At 54.7% G+C, this 14,099-nt stretch carries 9 protein-coding genes and 1 tRNA gene; 9 read left to right on the plus strand and 1 reads right to left on the minus strand.

All coding sequences use genetic code 11. The annotated features are described in order from the left end of the window. The 9 genes from KKH67_11550 to KKH67_11590 form a co-directional block, all read left to right on the plus strand. Positions 1 to 902 (plus strand): hypothetical protein (locus tag KKH67_11550; GenBank protein ID MBU1319815.1); only part of this gene is annotated, 902 nt, incomplete at its 5' end. Continuing rightward, a complete protein-coding gene (locus KKH67_11555) occupies positions 902 to 3,739 on the plus strand; it encodes a DEAD/DEAH box helicase (protein MBU1319816.1) in 2,838 nt (945 codons plus the stop codon). The genes KKH67_11550 and KKH67_11555, both read left to right, overlap by 1 nt. Beyond that, positions 3,732 to 5,738, plus strand: coding sequence for a BREX-3 system phosphatase PglZ (gene pglZ, locus KKH67_11560; GenBank protein ID MBU1319817.1), 2,007 nt, complete (start codon positions 3,732 to 3,734; stop codon positions 5,736 to 5,738). Before KKH67_11555 ends, pglZ begins: the two co-directional genes overlap by 8 nt. After that, positions 5,735 to 6,487 (plus strand): hypothetical protein, encoded by a 753-nt coding sequence (locus KKH67_11565; protein ID MBU1319818.1) that lies wholly within the window; start codon positions 5,735 to 5,737, stop codon positions 6,485 to 6,487. The genes pglZ and KKH67_11565 overlap by 4 nt, the downstream gene beginning before the upstream one ends. 468 nt (positions 6,488 to 6,955) lie before the next feature. Continuing rightward, positions 6,956 to 8,383 (plus strand): sigma 54-interacting transcriptional regulator, encoded by a 1,428-nt coding sequence (locus KKH67_11570; GenBank protein MBU1319819.1) that lies wholly within the window; start codon positions 6,956 to 6,958, stop codon positions 8,381 to 8,383. Positions 8,384 to 8,734: 351 nt separating this feature from the next. Continuing rightward, positions 8,735 to 9,001, plus strand: a complete 267-nt coding sequence (locus KKH67_11575) for a hypothetical protein (protein ID MBU1319820.1) — start codon at positions 8,735 to 8,737, stop codon at positions 8,999 to 9,001. After that, entirely contained in the window at positions 8,989 to 11,574 is a 2,586-nt protein-coding gene (locus KKH67_11580; protein MBU1319821.1) for an ATP-binding protein, read from the plus strand. Before KKH67_11575 ends, KKH67_11580 begins: the two co-directional genes overlap by 13 nt. Before the next feature lie 278 nt (positions 11,575 to 11,852). Then, on the plus strand, positions 11,853 to 12,056 hold the full coding sequence (locus KKH67_11585) for a hypothetical protein (protein MBU1319822.1): 204 nt from the start codon (positions 11,853 to 11,855) through the stop codon (positions 12,054 to 12,056). Between the two features lie 264 nt (positions 12,057 to 12,320). Then, the gene (locus KKH67_11590; GenBank protein ID MBU1319823.1) at positions 12,321 to 13,979 is read left to right on the plus strand and encodes a recombinase family protein; all 1,659 of its coding nucleotides are present in this window, start codon (positions 12,321 to 12,323) and stop codon (positions 13,977 to 13,979) included. Here the strand turns inward: KKH67_11590 and KKH67_11595 are convergent. Beyond that, positions 13,961 to 14,034: transfer RNA gene (locus KKH67_11595), tRNA-Met, on the minus strand. The two genes, KKH67_11590 and KKH67_11595, sit on opposite strands and share 19 nt — an antisense overlap. Between the last annotated feature and the right edge of the window lie 65 nt (positions 14,035 to 14,099).

The raw sequence follows: 14,099 nt of genomic DNA on the forward strand, positions 1-14,099 counted from the left end.
AGCGTCTTGTCTTCGCCTACCTGCTCCGAACGGATAACTGGCTGTCTCTTGAATGGTATGGGCAGACGGGCAGTGATTCTGGAAGAGACATTTGGGGGATCAGGGAACGGGATGGGCATACCCAAGGGCAGAAGGTTTGTGTCCAATGCGCAAACCGGCAGTCCCTTGTCTACAAGAAAGTACAAGAGGACCTTGGGAAGATTCTTGGCGGGCCAAACGGGAAACCGGACGCTTTTATTGTTGTTGCTGGTGGTTTGGTATCTGCAGCACTGAGAGATAAAACCAAAAAGCTCTGCGAACAGAAACGAATCTACACGAACGAAATTTGGGCAGGACCGGAATTTGAAGAACGGCTAAGAGCAAAGACTGAGTCTTTGTTTAAGCGGTTCATCAATGGTGAAAAGTTTCCAGATACCCTGACTGAACTTCGCATATTTGCAGAAGCAATTACCCCCCAATCCGATGATGAAATTCTTGCCCTAATGGCCGGACTTTTCGACAGACCTGCTTTTTATACCCCATTCCATCAAGAGAGTTCGATCCCAGCATTCAAGAAGGCGATCACCGACACTATCGAGGCTCTGAACACCGGAGTACATCGCCTTAGAGATGGAACCGAAATCCGTCGCATCCCAAGCAGACACGCAATTCAATCAGCGGAGATTAAAAGAATGTTGTCGCAGATTGAACGAATGCTTGGGGAACTCCGCGCCAAGTACGATGAAGGAATCAAGAATGGAGATATCCGCCCCTGTGGATGCAATGTTCCGGACTGCCCTGTCTTTTTCGTTTCCCCTCACGCTGCAAGCGAAATGGACCGCCTTCGTGAAGAAATTCTGGAGACCTTTCGCAGGCTATATCCCGCTTTTGATGTGAGGCTCGGATGGAGGCATAGGGATTGATGGCCGATTGGTACTACAGCCCGGACCACGGGCAGCTCTGTCAGGTCATCGAAGCCCAGACGCTCTGGGGCGAGACGACCTGCCGCGTATGGCTGCCCGGGCGCGACTCCGTGGTCCGCATCCCAGCATCTCGGCTCAAACCGATTGAGAGTGCTGGCACCACCTCGCCGGAAAACATCGCATACATCGCCGCTGCCGCGCGGGTAGCCGACGCCCTGACCCAGGACGTCCTGCTCGCGCCCATCGAGTCCTCCGTAATCCCGCTGCCGCACCAGATCCGTGCTTTATCCCGCGCCATCGCCAACGACCGGGTGCGCTATCTCCTGGCGGACGAAGTCGGCTTGGGCAAGACCATCGAGGCCGGGCTCATCATGCGGGAACTCAAACTTCGAGGGCTGGTCAAGCGGACGCTGGTCATCGCCCCGAAGGGGCTGGTGAGCCAGTGGGTCAGCGAGATGCGCTTTCATTTCGGGGAGACCTTCCAGCTCGTGCTCCCCGAGGACATCAAGACACTGAAACGGATCGTCCCGGTGACGGGCACGGGAAACGGCGAGAAGGGCAATCACGACCCGGAGGTTCTGCCCGCCAACGCCTGGCAGATGTTCTCCCAGGTGGTCGTGCCGATGGATTCGGTCAAGCCCCTGGACAAGCGCCGCGGCTGGAGCGCGGCTCAGGTGAGCGAGCACAATCGCGAACGGTTCGAGGATCTGATCTCCGCCGGCTGGGACCTGGTCATCGTGGACGAAGCGCACCGACTCGGCGGCGGCACCGACCAAGTGGCCCGCTTCAAACTGGGCCAGGGACTCTCCGAGGCCGCGCCATATTTCCTGATGCTTTCGGCCACCCCGCACCAGGGCAAGACCGACGCCTTTCATCGGCTGGTTTCCCTGATCGACGCCCAGGAGTTCCCGGATATCAGCAGCGTCACCCGCGAGCGGGTCCAGCCGCATGTTATCCGCACCGAGAAACGCCGCGCCATCGATGCCAATGGAAATCCGCTGTTCAAGCCCCGGCACACACAGCTTGCTCCGGTCTCCTGGGAGGAGCGTCACCGCAGTCAACAGCTCCTCTACGAGGCGGTCACGGAATACGTCCGCGAAGGCTACAACCAGGCCATGAGGGAGAAGCGGAGCTACATCGGCTTTCTTATGATCCTGATGCAGCGCCTGGTGGTCTCCAGCACGAGTGCCATCCGCACCACGCTCGAAAGGCGGCTCGAAGCGCTCGCCGCACCCCAGGAACAACTGACCCTGTTCCCGCTCACCTCCGAGGAGGAATGGGCGGACCTGGACGGCCAGGAGCAGATCGACGTGTTGCTTCGCACCCGCCTCAAGGCGCTCAAAAACGAGCGCGCCGAGGTCAAGCTGTTGCTGGAGGCCGCGGCTCGCTGTGAGCAGATCGGACCGGATGCCAAGGCCGAGGCGCTGCTCGACTGGCTCTACCGCCTCCAGTCCGAAGAGGGCGACCCGGAGCTCAAGACGCTGGTGTTTACCGAATTCGTGCCCACCCAGGAGATGCTACGGCGATTCCTGGCCGAGCGCGGTTTCCCGGTCGTCTGCCTGAACGGCTCCATGGACATGGAGGAGCGCAAGCGGGTCCAGGAGGCATTCGCCAAGGAAGCCCGCATCCTAATCTCCACCGAGGCAGGCGGGGAGGGTTTGAACCTCCAGTTTTGCCACGTGGTGATCAACTACGACATCCCCTGGAATCCGATGCGTCTCGAACAGCGGATCGGCCGGGTGGACCGTATCGGGCAGACCCACGCGGTTCGCGCGGTCAACTTCGTCTTCGAGGACTCGGTGGAGCACCGGGTCCGTGAGGTACTGGAGCAGAAACTCGCCGTCATCTTCGAGGAATTCGGCATCGACAAAACCGGCGACGTCCTCGACTCGGCCCAGGCGGGCCACATGTTCGACGAGATGTATGTCGAGGCGATCCTCAATCCCGAAAAGGTAGAGGACTCCGTAGAGAGCGTGGTTGCCCGCCTGCAGGAGCAGGCTCGCGACGCGCGCACGACCGCATCCGTGCTCGGCGCGACCGAGGACCTGGAACCCGGCGAAGCCCAGCGGCTGCTGACCCACCCTTTGCCGCATTGGGTAGAGCGCATGACCGTGAGCTACCTGAAGGCGCATGGCGGGCAGGCCGAGAGGAGAAGCCAAAGCTGGAACCTTACCTGGCCCGACGGCGAGACCTATGAGAATGTGGTCTTCACAGGCAAGGAAGCCGAAAGGCTTCCGGCCGCCCGGCACCTGACCCTGGAAGAACCCAAAGTCCGTGGTCTGGCCATGCGGCTGCCTCGCTTTGCGCCGGGCCAGCCGGTCCCAATTGTATCGATACCGGGTCTCTCCGTGGAGGTCCAGGGAGTCTGGTCCTTGTGGCGAATCGCGATTGCCACCATGGAGTGGAACCGTCGAAGGATTATGCCTCTCTTTTTGGCCGACAACGGCATGGTCTATATGCCGACGGCCAGACACGTGTGGGATCAGCTTCTCGCGGCAAGCACTCAGGTCCGGTCCGTCCTTGACACAGAGGTCTCACACGCAGCCTTCACTAAGTTGCAGAACGCCGCGGAGGAACACGGAAAGCCTATCTACGAAGCGCTCGTGCAAGAGCACCGGGGCCGCATCGCACGCGAGCGCGAGAAGGCCAACTACGCCTTTGCAGCCCGCCGCAGGACCGTCGAGCGGATCGGTCTGCCCCAGGTCCGCAACTATCGACTGAATCTTCTGGCCCAAGAAGAGCGGAGCTTCCAAGAGCAGCTCGATCAGAAGGCCCATGCCTATCCCGAAATGGTGCCGCTGCTTGTGATTCGGGTGGAGGGCGGTGGCCATGAGTAGCTGGCGCGATCAAATCCTGAAGGAATTCACCCCGAAGGTTGCCCGACTCACCTTGGTGGCCGATCCGGACGGACTTCTCCTTGAAGAAGGGATTCTCGAAGGCGTCCGCGAACGTGGATTCGAGCTGATCCCGTTCGAAGACCACATCGCGTTCCGCTACGCCTATGAATCGAAGTTTCGCTCCCGCTGGGACCGCGGCGAGCACACCGACCTCGTTGTCGTATTGCGCTCGCAAGCCAGCGATCTCAGTGGATTGCCATTCGACCTCCTTCAGGCTGGCCGCAGGCTTTCGTTCAACCTCGGTGACATCTTCCCGAATCTCAGCTACCCGGTCGTGACCGCCCTGGATCGCGGGGACCTCGATGCCTTGTATGAGGCGCAAAAGAGACATGCACCCGGCCAATTGGGTGACAACGCCACCAAGGAGTTCGTCCTCCGGCACGTTTTTGAAATTGCGCCCGAGCTGATCAAACAGCCGTCGGACCTCTTGCGGGTGCTGCTCCGCCGTCACTACCGCGGCCAGCGAATACCTGCGGCGCTCGATGAGCGATTCATCGAACTCCTGCGGCAGAACTCTCAATTCGACGAATGGCCGCTGGAGAAGTTGGTGGCGGACCGAGAGGCTTTCTTCACGTTCCTCCAGGAGCGATGGCCGATCTTCCTTGACCGTGAAGCAGCCAAAGGGACGTCCGGCGTTCGTGAGGATGAGAATCCCTACGGTCTTTCCATTGAGGGACCTGTCGAACTACCCTTCGATCACCATGACATCCGGGTCTACATCGACAACCTGTTCGTCGAGGGGTTGCTGCACTCAATTCCACACGAGCATGCGGACACATTGTCCAGAGCTTGGGTAGGCATCGGCGTTCGAACCGCTCCCATGGAGGACAGGTCCCGTCGCTTGGGCAAGCTCATCGACAGCCTGCAGGCATCCATTCCGGCCGAGGACGCGAAGCACACGGACTGGTTCCACTTTGCCCGTGGATGGGCGGAGACGATCCTGTTGGCGAACGAGCAGGCCGAAGCCATTCCCGAACCGACAGGCGAACGCATCAAGAACTTGCAGGCGCAAGTGGATGCCGGTTTCGCAGGTTGGCTCTTGAAGCGATATGCAGGCCTGATCAACCTGCCACCCGTACCGCCGGTGATGCTGCATCACCTCCCGCGCTTTCTTGCCCGCCAAATGGGAGAGGACCGCAACTCCAAGATCGCACTGATCGTGGTGGACGGCCTGGCCATGGATCAGTGGTTGGTGATCCGTGGCGCGCTCGCGTCAAAGAAGCCCGGCTTCCGGTTCTGTGACCAGGCTGTCTTTGCGTGGATTCCAACACTTACTTCCGTTTCGCGTCAGGCTGCCTTTGCAGGGAAGCCACCCATTTACTTCCCGAACAGCATCTATACCACAGACAAAGAACCGGCGCTGTGGATACAATTCTGGGTGGACCGAGGGCTCACGCCAAACGAGGTCGTCTACATCAAGGGGCTGGGCGATGGCGGTCTGGAAGCCGTTTCCGAAGCGCTTTCTCATCCTAAGGCAAGGGTCGCCGGAATGGTCGTGGACAAGGTCGACAAGATCATGCACGGGATGGAAATGGGCACCGCCGGGATGCACAACCAGGTGGGCCAGTGGGTCAAGCAGCCGTACCTGAACACACTCCTAGATCTGCTCTTGGATCGGGGCTTCCGTGTCTATTTGACTTCAGATCACGGCAACATCGAGGCGGAAGGCTGTGGCCGTCCGGCGGAGGGGGCTGTTGCAGACCTGCGCGGTGAACGCGTCCGAGTTTATCCCGATGTGGCCCTCCGCCGCAAGGTAAAGGAACAGTTTCCAAGCGCACTGGAATGGGACCCCGTTGGTCTTCCGGAAGACTACCTTGCTCTCCTGGCTCCTGCACGGCAGGCGTTTGTCCCAGAGAAGCAGCGCACCGTCAGTCACGGTGGCGTGTCGGTCGAAGAGCTCATCGTCCCTCTGGTTCAAATCGAGAGGAATGGCGAATGAGAACGAGTAGATTCTCTCAGATTGGTCTTGACCGCCTCGTTCGTCTTGCTTGGCTTGAGAAAGTCGCGTCTCTTGCGTTGGCCGGGAACGACGTTAAGACCATTAAGGCGATTTTGCAGGAAGAACTGAAGGAATCGTTTCGGTCTCAAAGAACTGATGTGCGTGGTTCGATAGATAAAACAATCACCATTCTTCTTAGGCTATGGCTGACAATTCCGACCGAACTCGAGATGTTACGTGAGGAGGGTCTCGGACAGATCAGGCGTCTTGCTCAACAAGATCACATTGCCGTCCATTGGGGCATGACGATGGCCGTTTATCCTTTCTGGTCGGCCGTAGCGACCCAGGTTGGGCGTCTTCTGAAACTGCAAGGCTCCGCATCTGCAACCCATGTCCAACGGCGCGTCCGTGAGCAATATGGAGAAAGGGAAACCGTTTCTCGGCGAACTCGTTATGTCTTGCGTTCGTACTTGGACTGGGGCGTGCTTCTGGAGACCGGTAAGAAGGGAATCTACACCGCAGGACCAGCGCTGGCCGTTGATGATTCCTGCTTGATCGCCTGGCTGATCGAAGCGTCCCTCCGTGCCCGCGCCAACGGTTCGGCCACACTGAAAGATCTGATCGATAGCCCAACCCTGTTCCCATTCCGGATCAAGCCGGTCCACGCCGAAAGCCTTAGAGCAGCTTGCCCCAGACTCGACATTATTCCGCGCGGACTGCATGACGACCTTGTCATGCTGCAAAAATAGATAACCAAAGGATATATGCCATAACACATATTCAAAGTCGAAGTTCAAGGCCTTGAAGTACAATTCCGGCTTTCCGGGGAAGTCCAGTTCGCTGGAGGATGACCGTAACTCCATACGCCAGTGCTTTCACTGGTGCAACAACGAACATCGACACTTAGGTATCGCTATGATGACGCCGAGGGACGTCCACACCGGCGAGGCTGATGATATCACATGGAAAAGACAGGAAACTATGAATGCCAAATATGACCGTCACCCGGAACGATTCGTCAAAGGTCAGCGTAAACTCAACTCCCTATCTAGGGGGTATGGATCAACAAACCTGCAGCCGTTTGTCGAATCACAGAATTGTCTCGTTTCTATTGACGAGTTCCACACCTAGAAAAATCATCAGATGACAGGGCGGCTCGGGATATGTACACTGTTGGTGGACATAAAACGAGCCGCCGCTTGAGTAAGGAGACAGTTGTGAAGGATAAGCGGGCTTCGAAGGAAAGAGATGCAGCCAGTGATTTCATAGGCATCAGCAGGGATGCGCGACGAATCAGACTGGAGATCAAGATGTGGGCAAATTCGCCCAACCCGATTCTCATTACGGGGGAGACCGGTACCGGGAAGGAACTGATTGCCAGGGCTCTGCATAAGAGCTCGAATCGAAGTGAACGGCCCTTGGAGATCTTCAACTGCAATGAGTTCGGTGGAGACATATCGAGAATAAGAAGCGATCTGTTCGGACATTGCAAGGGTGCATATACGGGAGCCCATACCGACAGGCAAGGTCTACTGGAAAGAGCCCGAGAAGGAACTGTGTTCCTTGATGAGATCGGCGATTTGCCCGATGAGGTTCAGGGTGTGCTTCTTCGCGTGATCGAATACGGAGAGTACTGCCGGTTAGGAGACAATGCTGCCAGAAGATTCAAAGGCCGGCTTGTAGCTGCTACCAACAAAGTCAATCTACCCTCTGCTAACCTCAGACAGGATCTCTACCATCGGTTCACTCATCGCATACACGTTCCTCCCCTCAGAGAACGGTTGGCAGATATTGTGCCGCTATTCATACACTTCGTTGAGAGAGAATCGATATCGGATCCCCCTATCGATTCAGTGGAGTTCCAGATAGCACATCAGCTTCTAGTCTACCCATGGCCGGGCAACGTCAGGGATTTGATCAACAGGACTCGGGAGTACCTCGCCCAGAGGGCTCCGCTCAGCTCACGGAAGGACGAGTATTTCCGGTATACCTGCAACTGGCTCTTCAAACCACTGGACGAACACGACCTGTCGTACTTCACTTCGTGTTTTGCTGGCGAATGGATTGATCATGACGAAATCAAGTTCCCTCCAGACGTTACACTGAAGTATATCCATCGTGAAATACCACTGCAGTATCTCATGTGGGCGAGCCAACATGCCGTAGAACTCGCCAACGAAAAGGTTCCAAGCTGGGTGACCGCTTTCTTTGCTTCTGTCCTGAAGGAGTTCGAGGAAGAGTTCATTCATCGGGTGAATAACCTGCCTCCTTCATCAGACGAGAAGCGGATTTGGACTGAGAGGCTGCAGGAGTTACCGCGCAGAGGAGGAGTTCAACCCTCGTGCTTCTCCTCCAGGCTTCGACGTGAGATAGGCAACAAGAGGAAGTTCACCCTATTTCATCCTCAGTGGGAACGAACCGAATTCAGAGACGAAATTCAAGAGCAAGATCGACCCCCGTCAGCGACGGTTACCTTGGCATCGCTCAAAGCAGAGGAAGAGGAGCGGACAACACAAAGGATTTGGGACGCCTTTATTGAGCACGACAGGAACGTCACTCGCACGGCTGAAGCCCTATCAGCTGACCGTTCGACTATCCAACGCTATATCAGGAAGTACAAGGATTTACACAGAAACGATAAATAGACTCGGCAAGTGCGCCTCGTCAAGTCAGCACCGTGGATTGTGAAGCATCCCGCCGGCCTCACATCGAGCAGCGTAGTGCAGTGCGGACGCCTCACTCCGAAGGCAAACCGGCGCCGAGTTGTATGACAACAATCCTCCCCCATGATGCCTATCCGTCTATTCTATAAAGACTAACAGGTGCTGGCACGCGGTTGTTGCGGTGCGGCGCGGATGCCTCACCGCTCTGCTGCAAGAACCACCCTATAATAGCTAACCACTTATCCCGCATTTGATTCGGACATGCTGGCATGAGCCTTGCGTTACTGCAGCCATGTAACCGGCACCGGCAGCTAGGTGCGACAGGAGAAGAGCATGGGCGGTAACCCGATCGCAGTGAGAAATCATAGCGTGAGTCACCACTATCCGAGAAGCCCGAAGCGTAATTCACTCGAAATCGCACTCCTGGAGATTACCATCGCGCGACTCAATCCCTTGATCGATCCTCTGACCGACCTGCTCGTCCGCGAGAGGATCAGAGAGATGGAGCATGTGCACTCGCAGGACGAGACTATTGTACGCAATAAGAAAGAGCAACTCAAGGCCAGCATGGCTGAGGATCGATTGCAATGTCGACCCTGAACCCTGCAGTCTCACAGATCATACGTGACCGATTCGGTATTGATGCCCAACCTGGTAGGAAGACCATATGTCCATTCTGCGGTCACCAGACTCTCTCCGTCAAACGAGACGACACACTTGCCAAGTGTTTTTACCCCACCTGCGGGAGATTCATCACTGACAGTAGTCCGAAAGGAAGCCAGATTGCTGAGTTGCACGGTATACTGGAATCTATCTACCTGGATTGGCACAGTGAATTATCGCGGCTGTCAAAGCAGTCAGGTCGCAACGCGTATTCGTATCTCTATGACGAACGCAGAATGCACCCTCAGGTCGTGTCTGACTCTATGCTCGGAGCTGTTCCTGTAGCGTACGATGCGGAGTCAAGATTCAATGCTCGAATAAGTGAGATCGAGACCGAAGCCAGTGAAGGAAACGCGGATCCGTCAAAGCAACATAGGACAAGCACTGACAGCCCCGAAACGAGAGTCAGCTACCTCAAAACAGCAAGAAAGAAACTCCTCAATTGTTTGAAAGGCACGGCGGGCTGGCTAGCCTTCTTCCACACCGACGCATATCACCGAATCGTTTCTATCAGGTTTCGCAGGCTATACGCGAAAGATGTTTACTTCTTCAAACCACACGCCGACGTAAACGGCCTATTCGGTCACGGGCTGTTCCATCCCAACCAGTCTCATGAATCGCTAGCGAAAGACCTCCCACTTCTTGTGACTGAGGGCGAATTCAACCAGCTGCAGCTGCAGTCGCTCTGTGTACGCATCAACGAAGCTTCAGGCCAGGAACCGGATTATGTCAATGCCTGCGCTGTTGGCGGCGTTGATAACGCCGATTACGAGACAATAGCCCGAGTTTCCAAGAAACCTGTCTTCTGCTATGACAATGATGAGAATCAGGCAGGGTTCGCTCTTGTCACGAAAGCTCAACGAACCATGCATGTGGCTGCTTTCACTACACCCGAGATCGAATCTGATCTTGACAGCTTCATCCGATCCTTCGGAGACAGTCATCAAGAGGCGTGGGGAGTACTGCAGGAGCTCGTCAGCAGCCGGAAGCAGTATGAAAGGGGCTTCGATTCAATCAGACAAGAGATAAAAGACCTCAGATACAAGAGGAAGAAAGCGTTTCATCTCAATGCCGACGTAGCCAATGCGATAATCGGCGATCTGAGGGAAAGAGGAGAGTTCTACAATGACGGTTTCAGGTCATATGTTTTTCTGAATGCCAGGAAAGAGTTGATTCCTGTAGACCGCGATGAAACTCAGTTCGCACTTCTGCTCGACGAATACGGCATTAACAGAGCGGACACGCTCTTCAAGTGGATCTTCGAAGCACTGGGTGTCGAAGGTGTGAAGAACGGGCAGAAGACTGAGATCAGGAGATTCGCGTACTACGACAAGCGTGCACATACTGTATACGTCACCGATTTCGCCAATCAGATGTATAGGATTACACCGGAGAGAATCGATCTGGTCGACAATGGCACTGAAGGAGTTCTGTTTGTTACGGATCCGTTGGCCGAGCCATATGAGATTCACGACAGAGAGTCCGCTGAATCGTTCTTGGACAAGCACCTGATATCCAGGGTCAATCTCTGTTCCGACAGGCTGAGCCCAGACCAACGGCGACTTCTACTGCTTCTTTGGATAGTTTCCATCTTCTTTGAGTCTATTATGCCCACCAAGGCAATCCTTGTATTCATAGGCGAGAGAGGGTCCGGCAAGTCCACAGCGTGTAGACTACTCGGCAAGATCCTGTTCGGGTCGAAGTTTGACGTGATCCCGATGCCACCAAAGGAAGATGATTTCGACACAGCTGCGACTAATGCCACCTACCTAGTGGTGGACAATGCCGACACGAGGAAAGCCTGGTTTCTAGACAAGCTTGCTGTGGCAGCCACTGGAGGATCCACTCAGAAGCGTCAGCTTTATACTGACAACCGGATCGCGCGATTCCCACTCAAGTGCTACATCTCAGTCACATCCAGGGAACCCCGTTTCAGAAGGGACGATGTCGCCTCACGACTCCTGCTCATGAAGGTTGATAGGCTCGGAGACCAGATTGTCAGTGAATCAGACCTCAGGGACGAGATTCTATCGATTAGAAATCAGTTAATGACTGAAATCCTATACTTCGTCCAGGACGCTCTAAAAGGGCTGAGAGAAAACTCGAAGCTGAAAGTCACTTCGTCATTCCGAATGGCCGATTTCGCCAGCTTCGCAATCAGAATTGCCGAGTTCGGGGGGATCAGAGACGAAATTGAAACGATTCTCAGGTTGACTGAAGGTGAGCAAAGTGACTTCACGATTGAAGATGACCCGATAGTCGACCTGTTGAAGGAATGGACCAAGGAAAACATAACGGAAGAAATCACGGCAACCCAGCTGTGCGTTGAACTAGCCAAGATTGCTGAGGATAAGAACATCGGATTCTACTACAAGGGTAAAGAACGAGCGTTCGCCCAGAAGTTCAGACACCTGGTATCAGATCTGGGTGAGCAGTTCGAAATCGCTCACAGGATGGTACACGGAGGCAGGAGACTCTATACGATCAAGCTGAAGATCGAGACAGCGTGATGAATGGACATTTCACCACATTTAACCACCCTTTTAACCGGCATAACCGATTGTTGTACATTGTATTAGATGGCACTGGTGACAAGGGTTAAATGTTATCCTCTACTTTGGAGAAAGAGAAAAGAAAGAGATATGAGAATGAAGAGGAAGAAGGAAGAAAGAAATCCCGGTTTTCTTTTCACCACTTCACCAAGTCGTTGCAATCGCTTGTCTCACAGAAACCTTCGATGGTTAAATGTCTGGTTAAATGTCGGTGAAAAGTGGAGGGTGGTCGACGAGTGGACCTGTTTGAACTGATGGGGAGATACTGTGGTAGGGAAGATGCAGTTGACCCAGCCAAGGCGACTGCGCTTCCTGAAAACCTCAGGGAAGAATGTGAGGAGCGTGCAGCAATCATGGAATACGACGGTGGACTGTCAAGAGAAGAAGCTGATTCCCGAGCCTTACGGCTGACACTTACCAAAGCTGCAGGATATCGGTGAAATGAGATTGTGGCGGGAGACAGTTTAATGAGTTCGAAGAAACAGAGGGATATCAAGTGAACAGCTTCGGGTTCTTAAGACATCTGCTGACTTATTCAGCAAGAGGGGCGCTCTGCTCGCATGTGAGTCCCAGAAAGACGAGGTCTGCGCCAGAATTCGCTTGATAGGTGCGACATTTGTGGCACTGTGTTAGTTGGTGGAAGCTTAAGATGAAGGATTGCAGGAACATAGGACGGTTCGGGAAGATTGGGAGCCTGACTGAAGGTGGTGACGAGTAACATGCGATGCGCCATGTATGCCAGGTACTCCAGCGATATGCAGAAGCAGACCTCTATCGACGATCAGATTCGGGAATGCAGGCAGTTTATCTCTCACAAAGGGTGGCAGGTATGCGAGGATCATATCTACTCCGATAAGGCGGTCAGTGGAGCCGAAGTCAATAGACCAGGGTACACGAACCTCAAGAAGTACGCATTCGGCAGGCAGTTTGATTGTGTCGTCGTCGACGATCTTTCTCGGCTCGGCAGGGACGCAGGCGAATCCATCCATATATTTCAGGAGCTCACAGCGTTCGGAATCGGCATTGCCTCCGTATCTGACGGGATCGAAACACTATCTCAGTCTGCCAAGATTCCCTACTATTTCAAGAGCATCGCAAACGAGCTCTTCCTTGATGAACTGAAGGCTAAGATCGTTCGTGGAATGAAGGGACAGGTCGAGCGAGGCTACTCCGCTGGCGGTCGAGTGTATGGCTATGACGCCGTTCCAGACTTGTTCGAGAATGGAGAACAAGATAAGTTCGGCAGGCCGAAACGACATGGTGTACACATCAAGATCAACGAAAAGGAAGCCGAGGTCGTACGAAAGATATTCGAGATGCGAACACTGGGCATGGGTTACAGGGCGATAGCCTACGAACTGAATGCGAAAGGGATCCCTTCAGCTCACGCCGGCAATGGCAGCAGGAGCGGGCATTGGTGTTTGGGCCAGGTGAGATCGATGTTGAGGCAGGAAAAGTATACAGGCGATTGGACGTGGAACAAGACCAAGTGGTTCAAGAAAAATGTTACCGGCAAGAGGCTGAAGATTGATAACTCGCAAGATAAGTGGATCGTTCACAAAGACGAATCGCTGAGGATCGTACCGCAACAACTCTGGGAGTCTGTACACACCGCATCCGCTCCAACGAGTCCGACTGAACGATCCCGGTCGCGTCCGGCGAACGGCAAGTATCCGTTGTCGGGTCTTTTGATCTGTGCCGAATGCGGATCATCCTATATCGTGACCACATCGGGAAGCTACTCAGCCTACATCTGCAACGGCTACTGGAGCAGAGGAACCACAGTCTGCGCTTGCAATCACCGCATCAACAGAAAGTCAGTCGAGGACGCGGTGTTCGGGAAGCTGTCGGAGGTGCTATTGTCCGAGGAGACCTGCCAGCGGATTGCCGACGATGTTAACTCGAAACTGAAAGCAACGTGGCAGTCACCGGAAGAGAGAAGGGCGACGTTGTTGCATCAGAAGTCGTCGCTCAGTAAAGCGGTCGAGAATCTGCTCGATGTTGCAGAGAAGGGTAATCTCACGGAGTCTCTCAAGGAGCGCCTCTTGGCGAAGGAATCTAGGCTTCAGGCAGTGAAGCGTGAATTAGTAGACCTTTCCAGCAAGAAGTCTATCCCGGCCAGCGTTGACACCGGATGGGTGAAGAAAAAACTCTCCGGCCTCGGTGATCTATTGCAGAGGCACACCGAGTCGATGAGCGTGTTCCGCGCAACTCTGAGGAACATCTTCCCCGACAAACTCAGCGTAAGAGCCGAAGAAACAGACGGCAGGACGGTATTCAGAATCAGCGGTAATGCGATGCCGTTAAATGCGCTTGGTGAAAGTGGACTTCCAATTGCTATGAATAGCGGTGCAGGGACTTGAACCCCGGACACGCGGATTATGATTCCGCTGCTCTAACCAACTGAGCTACACCGCCATTATTGCTTGATCGTAGCGGTCAGCGCACATAGTCTATGCGCTGATCAACCAACGCGGAATTTA

It is taken from the genome of Candidatus Zixiibacteriota bacterium (genome assembly GCA_018820315.1).
Classification (GTDB): domain Bacteria; phylum Zixibacteria; class MSB-5A5; order JAABVY01; family JAHJOQ01; genus JAHJOQ01.